General features: G+C 63.2%; 20 protein-coding genes. 6 read left to right on the forward strand and 14 right to left on the reverse strand.

The genetic code is table 11. The annotated features are described in order from the left end of the window. Nucleotides 1-77 precede the first annotated feature (77 nt). The 3 genes from galE (at nt 78) to BRA471DRAFT_RS25505 (ending at nt 3,749) form a co-directional block, all read left to right on the forward strand. The gene (galE, locus tag BRA471DRAFT_RS25495; RefSeq protein WP_007612473.1) at nt 78-1,091 is read left to right on the forward strand and encodes a UDP-glucose 4-epimerase GalE; all 1,014 of its coding nucleotides are present in this window, start codon (nt 78-80) and stop codon (nt 1,089-1,091) included. 118 nt (nt 1,092-1,209) lie between these two features. Continuing rightward, nucleotides 1,210-3,012, forward strand: coding sequence for an ABC transporter ATP-binding protein (locus tag BRA471DRAFT_RS25500; protein WP_007612475.1), 1,803 nt, complete (start codon nt 1,210-1,212; stop codon nt 3,010-3,012). 35 nt (nt 3,013-3,047) lie between these two features. After that, a complete protein-coding gene (locus BRA471DRAFT_RS25505) occupies nt 3,048-3,749 on the forward strand; it encodes a fumarylacetoacetate hydrolase family protein (RefSeq protein WP_007612477.1) in 702 nt (233 codons plus the stop codon). Nucleotides 3,750-3,823: 74 nt separating this feature from the next. Here the strand turns inward: BRA471DRAFT_RS25505 and BRA471DRAFT_RS25510 are convergent, their stop codons facing one another. Beyond that, complete coding sequence (locus BRA471DRAFT_RS25510) at nt 3,824-4,282, reverse strand: nuclear transport factor 2 family protein (RefSeq protein WP_035975126.1); 459 nt, start codon at nt 4,280-4,282, stop codon at nt 3,824-3,826. A gap of 131 nt (nt 4,283-4,413) precedes the next feature. On the opposite strand from BRA471DRAFT_RS25510, the gene BRA471DRAFT_RS25515 reads away from it, so the two are divergent. Beyond that, nucleotides 4,414-5,028 (forward strand): Spy/CpxP family protein refolding chaperone, encoded by a 615-nt coding sequence (locus BRA471DRAFT_RS25515; RefSeq protein WP_007612480.1) that lies wholly within the window; start codon nt 4,414-4,416, stop codon nt 5,026-5,028. Here the strand turns inward: BRA471DRAFT_RS25515 and BRA471DRAFT_RS25520 are convergent. The 6 genes from BRA471DRAFT_RS25520 to BRA471DRAFT_RS25540 form a co-directional block, all read right to left on the reverse strand. Beyond that, nucleotides 4,962-5,891, reverse strand: coding sequence for an aspartyl/asparaginyl beta-hydroxylase domain-containing protein (locus tag BRA471DRAFT_RS25520; protein WP_007612485.1), 930 nt, complete (start codon nt 5,889-5,891; stop codon nt 4,962-4,964). The genes BRA471DRAFT_RS25515 and BRA471DRAFT_RS25520 overlap by 67 nt on opposite strands. Nucleotides 5,892-6,023: 132 nt before the next feature. Continuing rightward, a complete protein-coding gene (locus BRA471DRAFT_RS39095) occupies nt 6,024-6,179 on the reverse strand; it encodes a hypothetical protein (protein WP_007612486.1) in 156 nt (51 codons plus the stop codon). Between the two features lie 313 nt (nt 6,180-6,492). Next, nucleotides 6,493-7,953 carry an NAD(P)/FAD-dependent oxidoreductase gene (locus tag BRA471DRAFT_RS25525; RefSeq protein ID WP_007612487.1) on the reverse strand — a complete coding sequence of 487 codons (1,461 nt, stop codon included), beginning with the start codon at nt 7,951-7,953 and terminating at the stop codon, nt 6,493-6,495. 159 nt (nt 7,954-8,112) lie between these two features. Then, the gene (ahcY, locus tag BRA471DRAFT_RS25530) at nt 8,113-9,534 is read right to left on the reverse strand and encodes an adenosylhomocysteinase (RefSeq protein WP_007601979.1); all 1,422 of its coding nucleotides are present in this window, start codon (nt 9,532-9,534) and stop codon (nt 8,113-8,115) included. Nucleotides 9,535-9,736: 202 nt separating this feature from the next. Further along, on the reverse strand, nt 9,737-10,933 hold the full coding sequence (gene metK, locus BRA471DRAFT_RS25535) for a methionine adenosyltransferase (RefSeq protein ID WP_007612488.1): 1,197 nt from the start codon (nt 10,931-10,933) through the stop codon (nt 9,737-9,739). Nucleotides 10,934-10,994: 61 nt separating this feature from the next. Then, nucleotides 10,995-12,350: a hypothetical protein gene (locus tag BRA471DRAFT_RS25540; protein WP_007612489.1), complete on the reverse strand. Its 1,356-nt coding sequence runs from the start codon at nt 12,348-12,350 to the stop codon at nt 10,995-10,997. 174 nt (nt 12,351-12,524) lie between these two features. On the opposite strand from BRA471DRAFT_RS25540, the gene BRA471DRAFT_RS25545 reads away from it, so the two are divergent. Then, nucleotides 12,525-14,243: a caspase family protein gene (locus BRA471DRAFT_RS25545; protein ID WP_007612494.1), complete on the forward strand. Its 1,719-nt coding sequence runs from the start codon at nt 12,525-12,527 to the stop codon at nt 14,241-14,243. Between the two features lie 141 nt (nt 14,244-14,384). Here the strand turns inward: BRA471DRAFT_RS25545 and BRA471DRAFT_RS25550 are convergent, their stop codons facing one another. The 6 genes from BRA471DRAFT_RS25550 to BRA471DRAFT_RS25575 form a co-directional block, all read right to left on the reverse strand. Next, nucleotides 14,385-15,503, reverse strand: a complete 1,119-nt coding sequence (locus BRA471DRAFT_RS25550; protein ID WP_007612496.1) for a cobalamin-independent methionine synthase II family protein — start codon at nt 15,501-15,503, stop codon at nt 14,385-14,387. A 20-nt stretch (nt 15,504-15,523) separates the two neighbouring features. After that, nucleotides 15,524-16,240, reverse strand: a complete 717-nt coding sequence (locus BRA471DRAFT_RS25555) for an ABC transporter ATP-binding protein (protein WP_007612498.1) — start codon at nt 16,238-16,240, stop codon at nt 15,524-15,526. Beyond that, the gene (locus BRA471DRAFT_RS25560; protein WP_007612502.1) at nt 16,233-16,988 is read right to left on the reverse strand and encodes an ABC transporter ATP-binding protein; all 756 of its coding nucleotides are present in this window, start codon (nt 16,986-16,988) and stop codon (nt 16,233-16,235) included. The genes BRA471DRAFT_RS25555 and BRA471DRAFT_RS25560 overlap by 8 nt, the downstream gene beginning before the upstream one ends. Next, nucleotides 16,985-18,013, reverse strand: coding sequence for a branched-chain amino acid ABC transporter permease (locus BRA471DRAFT_RS25565; protein WP_007612507.1), 1,029 nt, complete (start codon nt 18,011-18,013; stop codon nt 16,985-16,987). The genes BRA471DRAFT_RS25560 and BRA471DRAFT_RS25565 overlap by 4 nt, the downstream gene beginning before the upstream one ends. A gap of 8 nt (nt 18,014-18,021) precedes the next feature. Continuing rightward, nucleotides 18,022-18,891 carry a branched-chain amino acid ABC transporter permease gene (locus BRA471DRAFT_RS25570; RefSeq protein WP_007612509.1) on the reverse strand — a complete coding sequence of 290 codons (870 nt, stop codon included), beginning with the start codon at nt 18,889-18,891 and terminating at the stop codon, nt 18,022-18,024. Between the two features lie 166 nt (nt 18,892-19,057). Continuing rightward, complete coding sequence (locus BRA471DRAFT_RS25575) at nt 19,058-20,248, reverse strand: ABC transporter substrate-binding protein (RefSeq protein WP_007612511.1); 1,191 nt, start codon at nt 20,246-20,248, stop codon at nt 19,058-19,060. 524 nt (nt 20,249-20,772) lie between these two features. Here BRA471DRAFT_RS25575 and BRA471DRAFT_RS25580 point away from each other — a divergent pair. After that, nucleotides 20,773-21,057 carry a hypothetical protein gene (locus BRA471DRAFT_RS25580; protein WP_007612517.1) on the forward strand — a complete coding sequence of 95 codons (285 nt, stop codon included), beginning with the start codon at nt 20,773-20,775 and terminating at the stop codon, nt 21,055-21,057. Nucleotides 21,058-21,096: 39 nt separating this feature from the next. Here the strand turns inward: BRA471DRAFT_RS25580 and purU are convergent, their stop codons facing one another. After that, entirely contained in the window at nt 21,097-21,960 is an 864-nt protein-coding gene (gene purU / locus BRA471DRAFT_RS25585) for a formyltetrahydrofolate deformylase (RefSeq protein WP_007612518.1), read from the reverse strand. Nucleotides 21,961-21,987 lie beyond the last annotated feature (27 nt).

Genomic DNA, 21,987 nt, shown 5'->3' on the forward strand with positions numbered 1-21,987 from the left:
CCAGTTCAGCCGCGCCGATACCCCCTCTTCACCACGTAAACGTTAGCTTGGAGCGTTGATCGAAGACGGGTGAGATCATGACTGTGCTTGTCACCGGCGGTGCCGGCTATATCGGAAGCCACACGGTTCTGGCGCTGGCGGAAGCCGGCGAGGACGTCGTCGTGATCGACGATCTCTCCACCGGTTTCTCGGCCTATCTGCCCGAAGGCGTGCCGCTGTTCATTGGCGATGCCGGCGACGAGAACCTGCTCGAAGGCGTGATCGCCCAGCACAACATCGAGAGCATCATCCATTTCGCGGGCTCGGTGGTCGTGCCGGATTCGATGCGCGATCCGCTCGGCTATTACCGCAACAATTTCACGACCGCGCGCAACCTGCTCAATGTCGCGGTCAAGCGCGGCATCGACCGCTTCATCTTCTCCTCGACCGCGGCGGTCTACGGCGATCCGGACCAGGTGCCGGTGCCCGAGCATGCGCCGACACGGCCGCTGTCGCCCTACGGTTCGTCGAAGCTGATGACCGAGATCATGCTGCACGACGTCGCCGCCGCCTACGGCATGCAATACGTGACCCTGCGCTATTTCAACGTTGCGGGTGCCGATCCGCAGGCCCGCATCGGCCTTGCCACCGTCGGCGCCACGCATTTGCTCAAGATCGCGGTGGAAGCCGCGACCGGCCAGCGCGCCAAGATCGACGTGTTCGGCACCGACTATCCGACCCAGGATGGCAGCTGCATTCGCGACTTCATCCACGTCACGGACCTGTCGCAGGCGCATCGATCGGCGCTCGCTTATTTGCGCAACGGCGGCGCCTCGACGACGCTCAATTGCGGCTATGGCCGCGGCTACTCGGTGCTGGAGACCATCGACGCGGTGCGTCGTGTTTCGGGCCGCAGCTTCGCCGTGCAATACGCCCCGCGCCGGCCCGGCGACATCATGACCATGGTCGCCGACACCAGCCGCATCCGCGGCCTGCTCGACTGGAAGCCGCAATACGACGACCTCGAGACCATCGCCGCCCATGCGCTGGCCTGGGAGGACAAGCTGTTCCGCGAGCGTCACGGCGAGCTCCGCCACGCCGCCTCGGCCTAGATTCCATTCCAGCGCAAGCCCTTAATTGGGCTTGAAAAGCGCTGGCTTAGCGGGCACAGAGGCCGTTCGATCCCTGACGCGCGGGCAGGCTTATTCCTGTGCCGTCAATGGACTACGGATGGCTCAGTTTCCAAAGAAAATCACTGACGATCCCTATGCGGCAGCGGTGCTGATTCGCCGCCTGGTCACGGAACAGGGGATTCTCTACTGGCGGCGCTATCTGGTCGCCTTCGCGCTGATGGCGCTTGCCGCCGGATCGACCGCGGGCGCGACCTACGTGCTCGGCCAGGTCATCAACCAGGCCTATGTCGACAAGAACATCCCGGGCATCGCGATGTTCTCAGGCATCACGGTGATCCTGCTCTTCATCAAGGGCGTGGCGACGTACGGCCACATGGTGATCCTGACCAAGATCTCCAACGCCATCCTCGCCACCAACCAGCGCCAGCTGTTCGCCAAGCTGATGCGCGAGAGCGTCGGATTCTTCTCCGAGCGGCATTCGTCCGAATTTCTGGCGCGGCTGACGGCCGGCGCAAAGTCCATCACCGATGTCCTCAACATGCTGGTCAATGCGGTCGGGCGCGACCTCATGATGCTGCTCGCCATGATCGGCGTGATGGTGTGGCAGGATCCGGTGATGTCGTTCATCGGCCTCGTCGCGGTGCCGCCGGCGATGCTGGTGCTACGCAAGCTGGTGAAGCGCATCAAGGGCCTCGCCTACAACCAGTTCACCGGCACCGCCGACATCCTGGAGACGATGCAGGAATCGCTGCAGGGCATCCGCACGGTGAAAGCGTTCACGCTCGAAGACACCATGCAGACCCGCATCGACGAGAACATCGCGATCGTCGAGCGCAACGCCAACAAGATGGCCCGCGTCGCCAACCGCTCCAATCCGCTGATGGAAATGCTCGGCGGCTTCGCGGTCGCCGGCTGCCTGCTTTATGGCGGCTATAGCGTGGTCGCGCTCAACGCCACGCCCGGCGCTTTCTTTTCCTTCATGACCGCCTTCCTGATGGCGACCGAGCCGGCCAAGCGGCTGGCGCGGCTCAACATCGACCTCAACAGCCAGCTCGTCGGCGCCCGCATGCTGCTCGAAGTCGTCGACAGCCCTGCGAGCGAGCATTCCGACGACGACAAGCCGGCGCTGAAACTCTCGAATGCCCGTATCGAACTGCGCGACGTCAGCTTCTCCTATCGCAACGGCGAGACCGTCCTCAACCGGATGAGCTTTGTTGCCGAGCCCGGCAAGGTCACTGCGCTGGTCGGGCCCTCCGGCGGCGGCAAATCGACCGTGCTGGGGTTGCTGCTGCGCTTCTACGAGGTGACGCAAGGCGACATCGTGATCGACGGCCAGTCGATCGGCGCCGTCTCGCGAAAATCGCTGCGGGCTCAGACCGCCTATGTCGGCCAGGACGTCTATCTGTTCCGCGACACGATCCGCAACAACATCGCCTTCGGCCGCGCGGGCGCGACCGAAGAACAAATCATCGATGCTGCGAAAGCAGCCTGCGCGCATGATTTCATCATGGGCTTCCCCCTCGGCTACGACACGCCCGTCGGCGAGCACGGCACGCAACTGTCCGGCGGCCAGCGCCAACGCATCGCGGTCGCGCGCGCGCTGATCAAGAACGCGCCGATCATCCTCCTCGACGAAGCCACCGCCGCGCTCGATTCGGAGTCGGAGCGCCAGGTGCAGGAGGCGATCGAGCATCTCTGCCAGAACCGCACCACCATCGTGATCGCGCATCGCCTGCACACCATCATGCACGCCGATGCGATCCTGGTGGTCGAGGGCGGCGAGATCGTCGAGCAGGGCCGGCATGACGAGCTGCTCCGCCGCGGCGGGCGCTATGCGTCGTTCTTCCGCCTGCAACATCACGACGCCGGCGCTCTGGCGCCGATCAGCGCAACCGCATAGAGTTCCTTTCACCTCAAGAGCAGCGAGATCGCACCATGAACGCCGCCTCCTACGTCATCCCGCTTCCGACCCAGGCTTCTCTTCCCGTCGTCGGGGAGAGTGGCCGTTATCCCGTGCGCCGCATCTGGTGCGTCGGTCGCAACTATCTCGAGCACATCCGCGAGATGGGCAATGACGAGCGCGCCCCGCCGTTCTTCTTCGCCAAGCACGCCGACATGCTGGTGCCCGACGGCGCCACCATTCCCTATCCGCCGCTGACCAAGGATCTTCATCACGAGGTCGAACTGATCGTCGCAATGAAGAGCGGCGGCCTCAACATTCCCGCCGAGAAGGCGCTCGACCACGTCTACGGCTATGCCGTCGGCATCGACCTGACCCGCCGCGACCTGCAGATCGCCTCGCGCAAGAAGGAGCGTCCTTGGGAGATCGGCAAGTCGTTCGACTATTCGGCGCCCTGCTCCGCGGTGCAGCCGGCATCGAAGATAGGCCATCCCGCCAAGGGCAAGATCTGGCTCACGGTCAACGGCAAGGAAGCGCAGAAAGGCGATCTCACCGAGCTGATCTGGAACGTGCCTGAGATCATCTGGCAGCTCTCGCAGCAGGTGAAGCTCGCCGCCGGCGATATCATCATGACGGGCACGCCTGCCGGCGTGTCGCAGCTCCAGCCCGGCGACAAGCTCGAATGCGGCGTCGACGGCGTCGGCACGCTGAAGGTCTCGATCGGCCAGCCCGAGTAAGGCTGACGGCGCTCCAAATATGAGGGCCCCGGGCATGCCCCGGGGCCTTTTGCATTAGGCGGACGATGCCTGATCTACCGGGCCTTCACCGGCCGATTGGCGTGGCTTGCCTGCGGCACACCGCGATTGAGCGACATGTGGGAATGCACGCACAGCCAACCATCGCCAAGTCTTGAAAACACCATCGTGGCCCGGCCGGGGCGCGGAAACGCGCTGCCGTCGGGATGATAGCCCGTGCTCGTCCACGGCACGATCACGGTCGCCATCGTGCCATCGGACGATGCCAGGATCGAGGCCTGGTCGACGACGAAGCGGAAGTCGGCCGTCTTCGGCCAGACGTTGTCCCATTGCGTCGAGACCCATTGCTCGAGACCTGGGATGACATCGTTGTGGGTGCCGAAAGCCAGCACATCCGGATGGAAGAGCGGCCGTGCCGAAGCATAGTCGACCTCGCGGACATGGCCCGCGAAGGTCTCCAGCCACGCGCGGAAGAATTGCAGCAGCTCAGTGTTCGCAACTGGCAACGAGGCCATCGCCTGCTCCATGTTCGGCAACTCAATCACGGCAATCTTTGTTGCCATGGGGCGAACCGTCCAGCAAGATATATGGAGAGCACCGGTGGAGATCGATCGACGAGCCGGGCCGATGTCATGGAGCCAGCCTCATGAGACGCCTTCTCCTGCTCGCGGCCACGCTTATCATCTCGTGCAATATTGCCAGCGCGCAGTCCAGTCAGCCTTATGCTGGCCTTGAGCATCGCCCCATCAAGGCGCTGTCGCAGCAGCAGATCGACGATCTTCGGGCCGGACGTGGCATGGGCCTGGCGCTTGCCGCCGAGCTCAATGGATATCCCGGTCCGAGCCATGTTCTTGAATTAGGTGATCGGCTTGAGTTGACCGCGGATCAGCGCATCCAGGTTCAGCGCCTCTTCGACGCCATGAAGCAAGAGGCGGTTTCGCTGGGTAACAAGCTGGTCGAGCAGGAGACGGAGTTGGACCGGCTCTTCTCCACCCGCGTCGCGACATCGGAGTCACTCAGGGCGACCCTCGTTGCCATTTCGGAAACCCAGGCACTGCTCCGCGAAAGCCACCTCAAATATCATCTGTCGACAACTGCCGTGCTCGATCCGAGCCAGAAGCAGCGATACGCTGAGTTGCGCGTTACCAACGCCCTGATGGCTCCGAAGGACACAAGCACCGTCACTAAACGCAATCACCGCAATGCCGACAGCACGATGAGGCCGAGAATCAGCGCCGTCAGCGAATATTTGAGCGTGTAGTAGACGTTGCGATTCCATGCCTTGACCTTGCGGCTCGCAAGATGGATCTCGTAGAGCTTTCCGAACACCTTGTTGAGGACGCCGACGCTCTCGCCGTCGACGTTCTGGGTTGCAGAGGCCTTGACGATGTGGTGGCTGACCCAGCGGTTGATCGCGGTCATGAAGCCGTACTTCATCGGACGCTCGACGTCGCAGAACAGGATGATGCGGTTGACGTCGGTGGCATTCTCCGCACTGTGGATGAAGGTCTCGTCGAACATGAAGGCCTCACCGTCGCGCCAGACGCATTCGACGCCGTCGACCAGGATGCGGCACTTGTTCGAGTTCGGCGTGACAAGGCCGAGGTGGTATCGCAGCGAACCGGCGAAGGGATCGCGGTGGGCGCCGAGCTTGCCGCCGGGCGGCAGCATTGCGAACATCGCACCATGTACGCTCGGAATGGAGTTGAGCAGCTCCACCGTCTTCGGGCACAGCGTGCGCGCCGAAGGCAGGAAGTCATCGTACCATTTCAGATAAAAGCGTTTCCAGCCGCTCTTGAAGAACGAGTAGAAACCCCAATCGTTGTTCTTCGCCGCCGCGCGGATGAAGCCTTCGTCGAACAAGCGAACGGCCTCGTCGCGGATGGTCTCCCAATTCTCGCTGAGGGCTTTCAGCTCCGGAAACTGCTCCACCGGGATCACCGGCTTGTTCGGCACCGCCGAGCCCGCGTACATCAGCACATTGTAGGGCGCGAGATAGGTGGAGTGATCGCCGAGCTGCCGCGTAAAGCGCAGCCGCTGCTTGCCGCGGAAATGAACGTAGATCGTCGATGCCGCCAGCACATAGAGAATGACGAGTTGCGGCGCAAAAAGCTGTTTTAACATCCCCCGTTCCCCGGTGGTCCAACCGGGAACGTGATCTATCCTGACGCGGCCCGAGCGGCAAGATATTCACCGGAGGGTTGCAATCACGCTCCGGAGATCAGGGATGGCAACTTGAGGCCGAAACGAGCCGAATCAGGCCCGTGACAGCGCCTGGAGACCCTTGAAGGTCAGGCGCTTGGGGTCGGTGACGCCGGCGAGATACAGGCGGCGGATGAACGCGATGACGGCGTCGCGGTCGCAATCGGTCAACGCGACGACGGCGTCGACCGCTATTCTCTGGGCTTCCATTGGGCTCACCTCGGCCTTGCAAGTAACCCCGGCCGAGACAGGCTAGGACTCCGCGGTTAATCCGGCGTTAACCGTTCGGGCAACATGGCCAATTCAGCCCAGCGGCCGTATACGCAAAACAACGCATTGGCGGTTGCGATTCTTGGCGAGCGCCGATGCTCTTCTTCAGGAGGGGAACGACGCCGGGTGCGGCGACGCTCACCGCGGAGGAGACCATTGTGTGCTGTTCCGGCTCGGCGGCGACGCAGTTGGTCTTGCGCTCGCGATCGATTTGAAGCTGGCGCTTACCACGCGCAAGACAACACGGCGGCGATCAGGAATACTGCATCACGCCATCGTCGATCCGGCCGAACCGCAAGGAGACGATGTCGAGCGCGTAGTTCTGGTAGAGCCGCCACGGCTGCTTCGAGCCTTGCTTCGGCATCTTTGCGACCGAGCGCTGCACATAACCCGAGGTGAAATCGAGCGACGGCTGCGCGGTAATCGTGGGATCGTCATTATGCGGCATGCACTGCCGGAAATTGTGCCGGTCCATGTAGTTGATGAGCCGACAGACATATTCGCAGGTGAGGTCGCATTTCAGCGTCCATGATGCGTTGGTGTAGCCAAAGGCGGAGGCCATGTTGGGCACATCCGCATACATCATACCTTTGTAGGTCAGCGTGTTGGCAAAATCGACGGCGCGGCCGTCGACGCTCACCTCCAACCCGCCGACGACCTGGAGCACCAGTCCCGTCGCGGTCACGATGATGTCCGCCGCAAGCTCGCTGCCGTCCTTGAGGCGGATACCGTCGTGCGTGAACGTGTCGATCTCCTTGGTGACCACCGAGGCGCGCTGCTCGCGGATCGCCTTGAACAGATCGCCATCCGGCACGAGGCAGAGCCGCTGGTCCCAGGGATTGTAGCGCGGCGTGAAGTGGGTTGCGACGTCGTAATCGGGGCCGAGCGCCATCTGCACGCCCTTGAGAACCAGCTCCTTCACCTTCGCAGGGCGGCGCCGACTGAGCTGAAAGAAGAACATCCCCCACATCACGTTGCGCCAGCGGATCAGGTGATAGGCAAGCCGCGTCGGGAGATTGCGGCGCAATTTGTTGGCGACGGGATCCTGCGCCGGGCGCGACACCACATAGGTCGGCGAGCGCTGCAGCATGGTGACCTGCGCGGCGGTCTTGGCGAGCTCCGGCACCAGCGTCACCGCGGTCGCGCCCGAGCCGATCACGACGACGCGCTTGCCCGCGCAGTCGATGTCGCCGGTCCATTTCTGCGGATGCACGATGCGGCCGGCGAAATCCGCGACGCCCGGAAACTCCGGCGTGTATCCTTCCTCGTATTTGTAATAGCCCGAGCACATGAACAGGAAATTGCAGGTGAAGCGCACGGTTTCGATCGCGCCCTCGCCGGTAATGCGCTCGGCCTCGACGGCCCAGCGCGCCTCACTCGTCGACCACGCCGCACGCTTGACACGATGGCGGAAGCGGATGTGCTTCTCGATGCCGTTCTCAGCCGCGGTTTCGCGAACGTAGTTGAGGATTTGCGCGCCGTCGGCGATCGCCTTCGGATCGGTCCAGGGCTTGAAGGAATAGCCCAGCGTGAACATGTCGCTGTCGGAGCGGACGCCGGGATAGCGAAACAGGTCCCAGGTGCCGCCGATGCAGTCGCGCCCCTCGAGGATGACGTAGCTCTTTCCCGGGCATTTGGTCTGCAGGTGGAAGCCCGCGCCGATCCCGGACAGGCCGGCGCCGACGATCAGCACGTCGAAATGGTCTTGAGCCATTGTTTCCTCCGCTGCCAAGGATTGTCTGACCGGGATCATCGCTCGTCAACTGGCAATCGGCCCCGACACAACCGCGAAGAGATACGTGCGTCGGGCACAAGACAACAAAGCCCCGGATCGCTCCGAGGCTTTGCGTCGACAATAGATGCGATCAGCGGATCAGTACCGGTAATGGTCCGACTTGTAAGGACCTTCCTGTTTGACGCCGATATAGTCGGCCTGGTCCTTGCGCAGCTCGGTGAGCTTGACGCCGATCTTGGCGAGGTGCAGGCGCGCGACCTTTTCGTCGAGCGACTTCGGCAGCACGTAGACTTCCTTCTTGTACTTGCCGTCCTTGTTGTTGGCGAAAAGCTCGATCTGCGCCAGCGTCTGGTTGGTGAAGGAGGCCGACATCACGAAGGACGGATGGCCCATCGCGTTGCCGAGGTTCACGAGGCGACCTTCCGACAGCATGATGATGCGATGCTTGTCGGGAAATTCGATCTCGTCGACCTGCGGCTTGATGTTGGTCCATTTCAGGTTGCGCAGACCCGCGATCTGGATCTCGTTGTCGAAGTGACCGATGTTGCAGACGATGGCGCGATCCTTCATCGCGCGCATGTGCTCGATCGTGATGATGTCCTTGTTGCCGGTCGCGGTGACGAAAATGTCAGCGCGGGGCGCGGCGTCTTCCATGGTCACGACTTCATAGCCTTCCATCGCAGCCTGCAGTGCGCAGATCGGATCGACTTCGGAGACCATGACGCGGCAGCCGGCCTGGCGCAGCGAGGCGGCCGAACCCTTGCCGACGTCGCCGAAGCCCGCGACCATCGCGACCTTGCCGGACATCATCACGTCGGTGCCGCGGCGGATGCCGTCGACCAGCGATTCACGGCAGCCATAGAGGTTGTCGAACTTCGACTTGGTGACGCTGTCGTTGACGTTGATGGCGGGCCATAGCAGCGTGCCGGCTTTCTGCATGTCATAGAGACGATGCACGCCCGTGGTGGTCTCTTCGGAAACGCCCTTGATGCTCTTGGCGATCTCGGCGAAGTAGCCCTTCGGCTTCTCCTTGAGCTGCTTCTTCAGAAGCGCGAAGAAGACTTCCTCTTCTTCCGAACCCGGCTTGTCCAGGAACTTGGTGTCGCCGTTCTCGGCGCGCAGGCCGAGATGGACGTACATGGTGGCGTCGCCGCCGTCATCGAGGATCATGTTCGGGTGACCGCCGCCGTGCCAGTCGAACAGCTTGGCGGTGTAGTCCCAGTACTCGGTCAGGCTCTCACCCTTGACGGCGAACACCGGAATGCCGGCGGCTGCGATCGCCGCCGCAGCGTGGTCCTGCGTCGAATAGATGTTGCAGGAGACCCAGCGGATGTCGGCGCCGAGCGCGGCCAGCGTCTCGATCAGCACGCCGGTCTGGATCGTCATGTGCAGGGAGCCGGCGATACGCGCGCCCTTCAGGGGCTGCTTCGGGCCATATTCTTCGCGGGTGGCCATCAGGCCGGGCATCTCGGTCTCGGCGAGCGAGAGCTCCTTGCGGCCGAAATCGGCGAGCGAAATGTCCTTGACGATGTAATCGGTGAAGCCGGGCTTCGCGTTCATGTCTGTTTCCTAGTGGTGGGTCTGGCGTGTCAGTAACGAAGCAAACGAAGCGCCTTGCGGCACAGTCTTCTTTCTCTCCCCCGTTCTTACGGGGAGAGGGCTGGGGTGAGGGGCTCCATCCGCGCACTGAGCCAGTGGAGAGTCCCCCTCACCCGCCGCTTCGCGGCGACCTCTCCCCGCAAGCGGGGCGAGGTAAGAGCGTTTAGACCGCGCGCTTGAGCGCTTCGACGAGATCGGTCTTCTCCCAGGAGAAGCCGCCCTCGTTGTCGGGCGTACGGCCGAAATGGCCGTAGGCGGAGGTGCGCGCGTAGATCGGGCGGTTGAGATCGAGATGGCTGCGGATGCCCCGCGGGGTGAGATCCATCGCCTTGGCGGCGGCCTTCTCGAGCTCAGCCTCCGACACCTTACCGGTGCCGTGGGTGTCGATGTAGATCGACAGCGGCCGCGCCACGCCGATGGCGTAGGCGAGCTGCAGCGTGCAGCGGTCGGCAAGACCGGCCGCGACGATGTTCTTGGCGACGTAGCGTGCCGCATAGGCGGCCGAGCGGTCGACCTTGGTCGGATCCTTGCCGGAGAACGCGCCGCCACCGTGCGGGGCCGCGCCACCATAGGTGTCGACGATGATCTTGCGGCCGGTCAGGCCGGTATCGCCGTCGGGACCGCCGATGTAGAACTTGCCGGTCGGGTTGATGTGCCAGATGGTCTTCGCCGTAATCCACTCCTTCGGCAGCGCCTCGCGCACATAGGGCTCGACGATGTCGCGAATCTGCTTGGACGAGATGTCCTCGACCAGATGCTGATGCGACACCACGATCTCGCGCACGCCGACCGGCTTGCCGTTCTCGTACTGGACGGTGACCTGGCTCTTGGAGTCCGGGCCCAACACCTTCTCGCGGCCGGAGTGGCGTGCTTCCGAGATGAGGCGCAGGATCTTGTGGGCGTAGAAGATCGGCGCCGGCATCAGATCGGGCGTCTCGTTGGTGGCGTAGCCGAACATGATGCCCTGGTCGCCCGCGCCCTCTTCCTTGACTTCGCCTGGCTGCAGCGCATCGACGCCCTGAGCGATGTCGGCAGACTGCGGATGCAGCAGGATCTCGATGTCGGCCTTCTGCCAGTGGAAACCGTCCTGCTCGTAGCCGATGTCCTTGATCGCGGCGCGCACGACGCCTTCGATCTGCTCGTTGGTGACGGATGCGGGACCGCGGGTCTCGCCGGCGATCACGACCTTGTTGGTGGTCGCGAGCGTTTCGCAGGCGGCACGGATTTGCCAGGGATCGATGCCTGCTTTCGGTCCTTCGCGGTAGAACAGATCGACGATCTCGTCGGAGATCCGGTCGCACACCTTGTCCGGATGGCCTTCGGACACGGACTCGCTGGTGAAGAGATAGGACGCGCGCATCAGTAACCCCTTGTTCCGCCGCTAGCTGGCGGGCGTTTGCGATATTTAGCTTTGAATGATGTCAATCACGCCGGCGCGAGATGACGTAGGATTCGTCGAGAAACCAGAGCCCATTGTACTTTCGCAGCACGTCCCTGGCGGCATCCAGAGTGCGGCCGTTTTGAGTCATTTCCGTCAACCGGTCGTCCTCAATCTGAGCGACGTACACCGCCGCATTCCACGCTGCAAAGGCCGTCGAGGTGCCGATAGAGCCTGTCACCTCGTTGGGCAGAGCTTCCATATCATACCTGAAGATCGAGCGGTTATCTGCGTAAGCATTAAAATTTAAGTCGCGGCCCACCGAGCCGAGCTCGTACTTCACCGCGCGCAATAGCTCATGACGGCTCACAGAGAAAGGGTTTTCTCCGGGCCAGATCGCCTGGATCATTTCCATGCCCGGATCCTGGCCGTGGGAGTGAATTCCGATCAGGCGGCCGCCTGCCCGCAAGGCCCGGGCCAGGGGCGCAATGATCCGTTTTGCCCGAAAATTGACCGAGGACAGCGCGCGGTATGGCTGGGATGCAATAACGAGGTCGAAATTGGCCTCGGCCTGGCCCGGCCGTGGAATGGTCGAATCAAGCAGAAACCGCTGGTCTTCACGGTAGAGCACCAGCACGACAGGCCGCTCATAAAGAGGCATCCCCGTGCGCGGGCTGACCGCCGCGCGCCAGTTCTGCTCCAAAAACGGCTTCAATTCCGCGATTTGCGTCTCGAACTCGCCCGAGGAAGCACCCCGCAGGGGAACCTCATGCCAGACGGTCGCGGCCGCCGCCGCGGGTGATGCCGGCGTGAGCCAGGGCGCCTCCGCGTAAAGCATGTTGGTAAAAACAAACACCGAGGCCGGATGCTCGAAAATGCGATCCGGCACCTTGTCCAGCGTCAGGCGGAGGTCCTCGAGACTGAGCTCCTTGCCGGCGACGTAGAACGGCATGTGCGGAAAGCGCTGATGCATCGAGCGCAGCACGCGCGCCAGCACCGTGCCGTCGCCAACGCCGGCATCGAACACGCGCAGCGCCGGCGGCCGGGGATGGATGCTGGCAAGCTCCAGGGCCACGCGCTCGGCGACCACCCGCTTCTCACTGCAAGTGTGGACGAACAGCAGGTATTTCTGCCGATTCTCGAAAAAGCGGAAATTGCCGCGCGGATCGCGCTTTTCCGGCGGCACCTGAAGCCCCCGCGGTGGCGGCACGCCGCCGGCCATCGATGCGGCCATGTAGGCCTGGATCCGGTCCAGCGTGTCGATCGTGATGCGCTTGCCCTCGCGCAGCCGGTGCACAAGCTTCCCATCGTTCACCGCGCGCCGGCCGAACGTCGACTCCGCCATGTCCGCCTTACGGCAGAACTCGGTGATTTGGCTCAGGATTTCGTCATTCTTCATGGAGTGGGACGCGGTGGGCAGAAGGATTGGGTAGCGCCTCCTAGCAAATTCTGCCCACTGAGGGAATAGGGATAGCGACACCCCCCGTTTGCCGTGTGCACAATAGCGAAGCCGTGAACCACCTTCCCCCGCCGGGCAACAAACAGACGCCTCTCCTCTACGGGACCACCGCCAATGCGTCGCCTGCTCGTCGCGCTCTGCCTGCTCGCCGCAACCCTGTGGTCGGCGCCCGCTTTTGCGCAGGCGCGCAACCAGCTTGGGCCGCTCTGCACCACCGACACCACGCCGGCAGACCAGATGATCGACGCCTGCAGCAAGATCATCGCGCTGAAGGTGTTCAAAGGCGAGCAGCTCGCGACGGTCTACTTCTGGCGCGCGGTGGGCTGGAATAAGAAGGGCGATTACGCCAAGGTCATCACTGACGCCACGGAAGCGGTTCGGCTCCATCCGAGCCAGGCAGTCTACAACCTGCGCGGCTCGGCGTATTACGACAAAGGCGACTACGAGATCGCGGTCGCTGATTTCGACGATGCGCTGAAGCTTGGCCCGCCTGATGGCACCATCTTCCACAACCGCGGCAATGCCTGGCGCGGCAAAGGCGATTACGCCAAGGCGATCGCCGACTACGACATGTCGATCAAGGCCAATCCAAGATCGGCGTTCTCGTTCCAGAACCGCGGTATCGCGAAGGAGGCACTTGGCGATCTCGACGGCGCGCTGGCCGACATCAACCAGGCGATCCGGCTCGACCCGACACTGCCGCAGCCGCTGATCAACCGGACCGCGATCTGGCGTGTCAGAGGCGATTACGATCGCGCGATTGCCGACGGCAGCGATGCGATCCGGCTCGCGAAGGAAAACCCGCCCGTCAATATCATGACGCCGCCGAACAGCGTGCTGATCTCGGGCTACACCCATCGCGCGCTGGCCTATGAGGCGAAAGGCGATTACGCGCACGCGAGCGACGACTACAAGGCCACGCTGGCGATCGCGGCGTCCGATGCCGGCAGCAAGGCCAATCAAGCCACCGCAAAGGTGCGGCTGTCGCTGATCACCGACGCAAGCGCACCGATCCCGCGCGATGCGCCGTCACCGACGACCGAGCCGGCAAACGCACCGGCTCCCCAGCAGACCGGTGCCGCGCCGCCCGCCTCGCCTGCCCCGGCCGCGCGCGGCACGCGCATGGCGCTGATCATCGGCAACGGCGCCTATGCGCATGTCAAGGCGCTGCCCAATCCGCCCAATGACGCGCGCGCCGTTGCCAGGGCCTTGCGCGATATCGGCTTCACTGTATCAGAAGGCGTCGATCTCGACCGCGCGGCGATGCAGAAGATGACGCGTGACTTCTTGCGGGAAGCGGCGCGGGCGCAGGTCGTAGTGGTCTACTATGCGGGCCACGGCGTGCAGGTCGACGGCCGCAACTATCTCATTCCCGTCGACGTCGAACTCAAGCCGGGCGCGAGGATGACGGACGCGATGATCGACATGGACACGATCATGGCCGGCCTCGACGACCAGGTCCGCACCAACATTTTGATCTTCGATGCCTGTCGCAATAATCCGATGGCACAGCAGGTCGCATCAGCCGGCACCAACCGCGCCATCGAAGCTGCCTCGGGCCTCGCAGCGCCAACGAGCCTGGGCGCCGGCGCGACGCTCGGCGCCGGCACGCTGATCGCTTTCGCCACTGCGCCGGGACAGGTCGCGCTCGACGGCGAAGGTGCCAACTCGCCGTTCTCCGCCGCGCTCTCCCGCCATCTCGGCACGCCCGGCCTGGAAGTGCAGCAGATGCTGACACGTGTGCGGGCGGAGGTGGTGTCAACCACGAAAAACAAGCAGGTGCCGTGGTCGAACTCGTCGCTGCTGGGAGAGGTTTATCTGGCGGAGAAGTGAGGGGCGCGTGCCTCACCCTCAGCTGTCATCGCCCGGCTTGACCGGGCGATCCAGTACGCCGAGAAGTCAGCGATTCTCCGAGAAGCCGCGGCGTACTGGATTCCCCGCCTTCGCAGGGAATGACAGTGAGCGAGTAGAGCCTTATTGGCCCCACACTTCCTTCGCGATCTCCACGGCGAGGCCGAGCTTGGCCCACTGCTCCTCTTCGGAGAGGACGTTGCCCTCCTCCGTCGAGGCGAAACCGCACTGCGGGGAGAGTGCGAGCTGCTCCAGCGGGGCGAACTTGGCGGCTTCCTCGAGACGGCGCTTGATATCATCCCTCTTCTCGAGCTCACCGAATTTCGAGGTGATGACGCCGACCACGACGACCTTGTTACCCTTGGGCAGGAAGCGCAGCGGCTCGAAGCCACCGGCACGGTCGCTGTCGTATTCGAGGAAATAGCCGTCGTAATTGGTGCCGGCGAGCATGGTCTCGGCAACCGGCTCGTAGCCGCCTGACGAAATCCAGGTCGAACGGAAATTTCCGCGGCAGACATGCGTCGTCACCACCATGTCGGCGGGCTTCTCGGCCAGCGCGTAGTTGATGACGCGCGCATAGATCTGCTGGAGACCGTCGGGATTGTCGCCCCGCTCGCGCGCCTTCTGCAATTCGTCCGGCGAGCAGAGATAGGCCCACACGGTGTCGTCGAACTGGAGATAGCGGCAGCCGGCGTCGTAGAACGCCTTCACCGCCTTGCGGTAGGTCTTGCCGAGGTCTTCGTAGAAGGCATCGAGATCCGGATAGACGTCCTTGGAGATCGCCTTGCGGCCGCCGCGGAAGTGCAGCACCGCCGGCGACGGGATCGTCATCTTGGCGGTGACATGAGCCTGGTCGGCGACCTTCTTCAGGAAGCGGAAGTGATCCAGCATCGGATGGTCATCTGGGAAGTCGAGCTTTCCGATCACCCGCACCGCATCATGCCGCGTCTCGACGCCCGCGAACTGGATGCCGGTGTCGGGGTGGAACATTTCGCAGCCGGTGAGCTTGGCCAGGAAGTCGAAATGCCACCAGGAGCGGCGGAATTCGCCGTCGGTCGCGAGCTTCAGGCCGAGCGAGGCCTGTTTATGCACGACCTTCTCGATCTCCATGTCCTCGATCTTGCGCAGATCGTCGGCTGAGATCTCGCCCTTCTCCAGCCTGGCGCGGGCTTCCTTGATCTTGGCGGGGCGCAGGAGACTGCCGACCTCGTCGGCGCGGAAGGGGGCTTTGGTTCGCTGCATTCTTAACTCCCGTGAATTTTTTAGTGGGCCGCCGCCCCTGCAACGCCGAGGTGGCGCTCGAGGACCGACGGGTCGGCTTTCAGCGCGGCGCTCGGGGCGTCGTGGACGATCGTTCCGCGCTCCAATATCACAACACGGTCGGCCAGCCCCAGAATCTTTTGGGCATTCTGCTCGACGATGATCGAGCAGATGCCGCCCGCCCGCGTGATGGTCCGGATCGCCTTCAAGAGCTCCTCGACGATGATGGGGGCAAGGCCCTCGGTCGGCTCGTCCAGGAGAAGCACTTTCGGATTGAGGGTCAGCGCGCGGCCGATTGCCAGCATCTGCTGCTCACCGCCGGAGAGCTGGTTGCCAAAATTGCTCCGCCGCTCCTTCAACCGCGGGAACATCTCGTAGACTCTCTCGACGGTCCAGGGACCGGGCTGGGCCACTGCTGACATATTCTCCTCCACCGTGAGCGAGCGGAAGATATTGCGCTCCTGCGGCACCCAGCCGATCCCGGCACGCGCCCGCTGGTCGGGCCGCAAGGTCGTGACGTCGGTGCCAGCCAGCCCGACAGTGCCGGAGAAGCGACGGGTGACGCCGACGATCGAGTTGATCAGGGTGGTCTTGCCGGTGCCGTTGCGCCCCAAAAGTGCCAGCACCTGGCCTTCGGCGAGACGCAGGGACATGCTCGGCAGCACCACGGCCTCGCCGTAGCCGGCGCGAAGCGAGTCGATCGCGAGCAGGTCAGACATTGACCGCCTCCTCGCCGAGATAGACCGCCTTGACCTGCGGGTCGCGCGCGACCTGCTCGGGCGGGCCTTCGGTGAGCAGCGCGCCGGAGACCAGGACAGAGATGCGGTCGGCGAAGGAGAACACGAGGTCCATGTCGTGCTCGATCAGCAGCACGGTCACGTCGCGCGGCAGGCTGCCCACGACGGCGAGGATGTCGTGGCGCTCGCTCTCGGGCACGCCGGCGGCGGGCTCGTCCAGCAGCAGCACGCGCGGCTTGGCGGCGATCGCCACCGCAATCTCGAGCAGGCGCTGCTTGCCATAAGGCAGCGTCACGGTCTGCTCGTTCATGACGTCGAGCAGGTGGAAACGCGTGAGGAGGTCGGCGATCTCGCCGTTGACGTCGCTGCGCGTGCCCATCCGCCGCCACCAGTCGCCGCCATGACCGAGGCGCTCGGAAACAGCGAGACCGATGGTTTCGAGCGGGGTCAGGTCGGGATAGAGCTGGTTGATCTGGAAGGTGCGCGACAAGCCGCGCAACACGCGCTTGTGCACGGGCAGATCGGTGATGTCCTGGCCTTCGAGCAGGATACGGCCCGAGTTCGGCTTGAGCACGCCGGTAAGCTGGTTGATCACCGTGGTCTTGCCGGCGCCGTTCGGGCCGATCAGCGCGTGGCGGGCGCCTTGTTCGATTTTGAGCGACAAGTCGCGGGTGACACGCAGACCGCCGAATTGCTTTTCGAGATTCTGGGTTTCGAGCGCGATGGTCATGCGTCGCTCTCCGGCACGGCGACGACGGCCTTGCGCCCGGCTATCTGCCTGATGACCAGATTGGGCACATAGAGCATCCAGCGATGCAGGCGCTGGCGGCCAACCAGGACGATCACGACCAGCACGAGCCCGATCCAGAACTGCCAATATTGCGGAGTGATGGTCGAGAACAATTCCTGCAGCATGCGAAACAGCACTGCGCCAATCAGCCCGCCGTAGAGATAGCCGGTGCCGCCGATCACGAGCACCAGCATCAGGTCCGCCGAGCGCTCGAAGGAGAACACGTCGAGCGAGGCGATCGCGGTGGTCTGGGTGAACAGCGCGCCTGCGATGCCGGCATAGAACGCTGCGAGCGTGTAGATGGCAATCAGCCGACGGTTGACGGGGATGCCGATAGCCGCCGCGCGCAGCGGGTTGTTCTTGATCGCGCGCAATGACAGCCCGAAAGGCGAGTGCACGACCCGGCGAGCGAACAGGAACAACAGGAACAGAACGGCGAGCGAATAGAAGAACCCGGTCTTGCCGAACATGTCGAACGGGATCTGGCCGAAGATCGGCTGCATCTCGATACCCTGCAGACCGTCGGTGCCACCGGTGATGTTGGAGAAGCGTTCGGCCAGCGCCTCAAGCAACAACGCGATGCCGAGCGTCACCATCAGCCGCGTCAGGTCGACGCCGCGGATCACCAGGAAGCTGGTGGCGAAGCCGAGCACCATCGCGACAAGGCCGGCGACGACAAGCGCAAGCACGGGCTCGTTGATGATCCCGTGCAGCGCAAGAAGCCCGGCGGCGTAAGCGCCGACGCCGAAGAAGGCGGCATGGCCGAGCGAGACGATGCCGGCGTAGCCGAGGATCAGGTCGAGCGACATCGCAAACAGCGCGAGCCGCAAGATATCCGTCATGATCAAATAACGCGTCGGAAATACGAAGCCGCAGGCCAGCACGATCAGCCAGAAAGCGGCCTCGCCGTAGTGCCAACGGGCCTGGCGCTGGGCGTGATAACCGACGTCGGAAGAAGCGTTCATCGGCGAACTCAACGCGCGGCCGTGCGGCCGAACAGACCGTTCGGGCGCCAGATCAGGATCACGATCATCATGGTGTAGATCACGAAAGGTCCCATCTTCGGGACGTAATATTTGCCGGCGACGTCGCCGATGCCGAGCAGCAGCGAGGCCAGAAACGGGCCGGTGATCGAGGACGAGCCGCCGACGGTGACCACGATCAGGAAGTAGATCATGAACTTCAGCGGAAAGTACGGGTCGAGGCCGAGGATCTCGGCGCTCAGCGCGCCGCCGAGACCGGCCAGGCCGCAGCCAAAGGCAAATGTGAAGGCGAACACCTGCGGCACGTTGATGCCGAGGCCGCTCGCGGCGCGGGGATCGTCGACCGCGGCGCGCAGACGGCTGCCGAACCGCGTCTTGGCCAGCACCATCTGGAGACCGATGGTGAGCAGCCCGCAGATGACGATGATCATCAGCCGGTAGCGGCCGATGCCGACGCCGAACACGTCGAACTGGCCCTGGAGCGCGGCCGGCAGGTTGATGAAGACCCGCGACGAGCCCTGGATGTAATCGACTGCCGCGACCGACATGAAAGTCAGGCCGATCGTGAACAGCACCTGATCGAGATGGCTGCGCGCATAGAGGTGTCGGTACAGCGTGCGCTCGAGCACGATGCCGATCGCAGCAGAGGAGACGAAGGCAAGCGGCAATGCAGCGAAGAATGGCCAGCCCATCCGGTTGACCAGCACCATGCAGACATAGCCGCCGGCCATGGCGAAGGCGCCATGGGCGAGGTTGACGAAGTTCATCAGGCCGAGCGTGACCGCGAGCCCGCAAGCCAGCACGAACAGCAGCATGCCGTAGGCAACGCCATCGAACAGGTTGGTGAGAATTGAGGTCATCGTCTCAGCTTGGCGTTATCGTCATGGCCGGGCTTGTCCCGGCCATCCACGTTCCTGGTTCGGCTCCCGCGTGGATGCCCGGGTCAAGCCCGGGCATGACGAGAGTGGCGGGCGAGATCCCCGATGCGCGGCTAGTGCGCGCTCGGGAATGTCGCGCTTTCGCGTGTCACTTCTTGGTCTTGCCTAGATCCTTGACGGCCTCGAAGGTCGCGAACTCGACGTTGTAGAGCTCGCCGTCAACCTTCTCGACCTTCCGGATGTAGATGTTCTGCACGATGTCGCGGGTCTCGGGGTCGATCGAGATCGGGCCGCGCGGGCTCTCCCACTTCTGGCCCTTCATGGCTTCGACCAGCTTGGTGCCGTCGGTGTCGCCATTGGTCTTCTTCAACGCTTCGTAGATCAGGTGCATGCCGTCATAGCCGCTCACCGCCATGAAGCCCGGCCGGTTTCCGTACGCCTTCTTGTAGGCCGCGACGAAATCCTTGTTCATCTGCGAGGGATGCGCGGCCGAATAGAGGTGCGCGGTGACGGTGCCCAGCACGGCGTCGCCCATGTTGTTGAGGAGGTCGTCGTCGGTCACGTCGCCCGGTCCGATCACCTTGATGCCGGCCTTGTCGAGCCCGCGTTCGGCATACTGCTTCATGAAGTTGCCGCCCTGGCCGGCCGGCACGAACACGAAGATCGCGTCGGGCTTGGCATCCTTCATACGCTGGAGGAACGGTGCGAAATCGGGATTGGCAAGCGGCGTCTTCACCTCTTCGACCACCTCACCGCCACCGGCGGTGAAGTTCTGCTTGAAGAAGTTGAGCGCGTCATTGCCCGGCGCATAGTCCGAGGTCAGCGTCGCCACCTTCTTGATGCCGTTTTTCACCGCCCAGTCGGCGATGATGGTGGAGGACTGCGCCAGCGTGAAGCTGGTGCGCACGATATAGGGCGAGCGCTCGGTGATGATGGAGGTGCCGGCTGCCATCACGACTTCCGGAATCTTGGCTTGCGTGGCCAGCGGCGCCGCCGCGAGCGCGGCCGGGGTCACGCCGAAGCCGGCGATGAAATGGACCTTGTCGTTGACGATCAACTCCTGCGCGGCCGTCTTGGTCTTGTCGGGTATCGCAGCATCGTCCTTGAGGATGATCTCGATTTTCTTGCCGGCGACGGTGTCGCCCTTCTGCTGCATGTAGAGCTTGATCGCGTTCTCGATCTGCTTGCCGGTCGAGGCCTGGCCGCCGGTCATCGGCAGGATCAGGCCGACCTTGACGCTGTCCTCGGCCTTGGCCGGAGCGACGGCCGCGAGGCCCGCGATGGCGGTAGCTGTTGCGGCCCAAATAGTCTTGCGAGACAGTTGTTTGCGTTCGAACATCAGATGTCCCTCCCCTTCATTCCTGATCGCTTGTGCGCCGGACCGAGTGCCCGGTCCTTGCCTTAAGTCTAGCTCACGCACGCGTGATGTCGCGCGCAACATGGCGTCTTTCGCGCCCTTATTGTCAATCGGACGTTTGGCGACCCTTCGGCGCAAGCCGAGCGTTCCGATTGCCGACGGCAGATGCGATATCGGGTCACGTCCAGGTAACCCGGGCATCGTGACCGTGATTGCTATCTTTTGTACGATTGTACAAATAAAATGGACCTGTCAACGAAAAAGCCCCATCTCGGATGAAGCGACTTTGTCGCGAGCCCTTGCTGCAGTCTAGAAACGCTGCCACCCGGGTGGATGGAGGATTTCGTCTTTTGTTTGCAGAATTTGAACATCGGCAGGGTCCCGGGCGTCACATTACGGTATCCCATTACCCACCTCGAATAAGTCTATTTTACCTTGTTGAAAGCTACTCTCCCGGCGACAGCCTATCTGGCGTCCAACACGACTGACCTCGCGCCCCCCGTACAATGCCTAGATCCTTCCGTTCCCTCCTGATCCTCCTCGCGCTCTCGGCGAGCCTGTCCGGCTGCGGCACCGTCAACGAAAAGCTCTCGTCCGGCATGGGCGACTACGTCCCGCAATGGGCCGGCGGCTTGCCGGCGGACGCCCCGCCGCGGGCGGGCACGCCGCAATACGATGCCTACATGAAGGAGCGCGAGCGCAAGCGACTGATGCCGGCAGCGGATCGCGAAAAGGAAGAGCAGGCGCAGAAGGGCGCAACGGGCTCGGCGTCCGGCACCGCGGCGCGTTAAGTTGCGCCCCCTCGCCGCTTGCGGCGAGAGCGAAGCAAATCAATCCACGAACACCACGGTCTTGCGGCCGTTGAGGATGACGCGGTCGTTGAGATGGTAGCGGATCGCGCGCGCCAACACGCGGCGCTCGATGTCGCGGCCCTTTCGGACGAGATCCTCAGGCGTGTCGCGATGGCTGATGCGCTCGACGTCCTGATCGATGATCGGGCCCTCGTCGAGGTCGCGCGTGACGTAATGCGCGGTGGCGCCGATCAGTTTGACGCCACGCTCATGGGCCTGGTGATAGGGTTTTGCGCCCTTGAAACCCGGCAGGAACGAGTGGTGGATGTTGATGCAGCGTCCCGACAGATTTGCCGAGAGATCGTCGGACAATATCTGCATATAGCGGGCCAGCACGACGAGATCCGTCCCGGTCTTGGCGACAAGGTCGAGGATCTGCGCCTCCTGCTCGCGCTTGGTCTCTTTCGTAACAGGCAGATAGTGGAACGGAACTCCGCCGAAATCGAGCCCGTCATAGACCTCGCGCGGATGGTTGGAGACGATGGCGGCCAATGTCATCGGCAGCTCGCCGGTGCGCCAGCGATAGAGGATGTCGACCAGGCAGTGGTCGGACTTCGACACCAAAAGCATCACCTTGCGATGCGCGGCGCGATCTCGCATTTGCCAATCCATGCCGAAACGCTCGGCGATCGCGGCAAAGCCGGTCTGCAGCGCCGACAGCTCTACGGCGAGATCGGCGGCGGTGAACACCACCCGCATGAAGAACTTGTTGGTCTCGATATCGTCGAACTGTTGGGCGTCGAGGATATTCTGTCCGGAATTCGCCAGGAAGGTCGACACCGCCGAGACGATGCCGGGACGATCCGGACAGGACAGGGTCAGGACATATTGATGATCGGGCATGGTCTTTGAAACAATGGGCCTTGATGA

Origin of the sequence: Bradyrhizobium sp. WSM471 (assembly GCF_000244915.1) — a bacterium.
In the GTDB taxonomy this organism is placed as follows: domain Bacteria; phylum Pseudomonadota; class Alphaproteobacteria; order Rhizobiales; family Xanthobacteraceae; genus Bradyrhizobium.

What these genes read in the sequence shown, in the direction of transcription:
- BRA471DRAFT_RS25545 (WP_007612494.1), top strand. Translation starts at nt 12,525, where the DNA reads ATGCGTCGCCTGCTCGTCGCGCTCTGCCTGCTCGCCGCAACCCTGTGG.
- BRA471DRAFT_RS25565 (WP_007612507.1), bottom strand. Translation starts at nt 18,013, where the DNA reads ATGAACGCTTCTTCCGACGTCGGTTATCACGCCCAGCGCCAGGCCCGT.
- BRA471DRAFT_RS25575 (WP_007612511.1), bottom strand. Translation starts at nt 20,248, where the DNA reads ATGTTCGAACGCAAACAACTGTCTCGCAAGACTATTTGGGCCGCAACA.
- BRA471DRAFT_RS25540 (WP_007612489.1), bottom strand. Translation starts at nt 12,350, where the DNA reads ATGAAGAATGACGAAATCCTGAGCCAAATCACCGAGTTCTGCCGTAAG.
- BRA471DRAFT_RS25580 (WP_007612517.1), top strand. Translation starts at nt 20,773, where the DNA reads ATGCCTAGATCCTTCCGTTCCCTCCTGATCCTCCTCGCGCTCTCGGCG.
- purU (WP_007612518.1), bottom strand. Translation starts at nt 21,960, where the DNA reads ATGCCCGATCATCAATATGTCCTGACCCTGTCCTGTCCGGATCGTCCC.
- BRA471DRAFT_RS25525 (WP_007612487.1), bottom strand. Translation starts at nt 7,953, where the DNA reads ATGGCTCAAGACCATTTCGACGTGCTGATCGTCGGCGCCGGCCTGTCC.
- BRA471DRAFT_RS25560 (WP_007612502.1), bottom strand. Translation starts at nt 16,988, where the DNA reads ATGACCATCGCGCTCGAAACCCAGAATCTCGAAAAGCAATTCGGCGGT.
- BRA471DRAFT_RS25505 (WP_007612477.1), top strand. Translation starts at nt 3,048, where the DNA reads ATGAACGCCGCCTCCTACGTCATCCCGCTTCCGACCCAGGCTTCTCTT.
- BRA471DRAFT_RS25570 (WP_007612509.1), bottom strand. Translation starts at nt 18,891, where the DNA reads ATGACCTCAATTCTCACCAACCTGTTCGATGGCGTTGCCTACGGCATG.
- ahcY (WP_007601979.1), bottom strand. Translation starts at nt 9,534, where the DNA reads ATGAACGCGAAGCCCGGCTTCACCGATTACATCGTCAAGGACATTTCG.
- BRA471DRAFT_RS39095 (WP_007612486.1), bottom strand. Translation starts at nt 6,179, where the DNA reads ATGGAAGCCCAGAGAATAGCGGTCGACGCCGTCGTCGCGTTGACCGAT.
- BRA471DRAFT_RS25515 (WP_007612480.1), top strand. Translation starts at nt 4,414, where the DNA reads ATGAGACGCCTTCTCCTGCTCGCGGCCACGCTTATCATCTCGTGCAAT.
- BRA471DRAFT_RS25520 (WP_007612485.1), bottom strand. Translation starts at nt 5,891, where the DNA reads ATGTTAAAACAGCTTTTTGCGCCGCAACTCGTCATTCTCTATGTGCTG.
- BRA471DRAFT_RS25550 (WP_007612496.1), bottom strand. Translation starts at nt 15,503, where the DNA reads ATGCAGCGAACCAAAGCCCCCTTCCGCGCCGACGAGGTCGGCAGTCTC.
- BRA471DRAFT_RS25555 (WP_007612498.1), bottom strand. Translation starts at nt 16,240, where the DNA reads ATGTCTGACCTGCTCGCGATCGACTCGCTTCGCGCCGGCTACGGCGAG.
- galE (WP_007612473.1), top strand. Translation starts at nt 78, where the DNA reads ATGACTGTGCTTGTCACCGGCGGTGCCGGCTATATCGGAAGCCACACG.
- BRA471DRAFT_RS25500 (WP_007612475.1), top strand. Translation starts at nt 1,210, where the DNA reads ATGGCTCAGTTTCCAAAGAAAATCACTGACGATCCCTATGCGGCAGCG.
- metK (WP_007612488.1), bottom strand. Translation starts at nt 10,933, where the DNA reads ATGCGCGCGTCCTATCTCTTCACCAGCGAGTCCGTGTCCGAAGGCCAT.
- BRA471DRAFT_RS25510 (WP_035975126.1), bottom strand. Translation starts at nt 4,282, where the DNA reads ATGGCCTCGTTGCCAGTTGCGAACACTGAGCTGCTGCAATTCTTCCGC.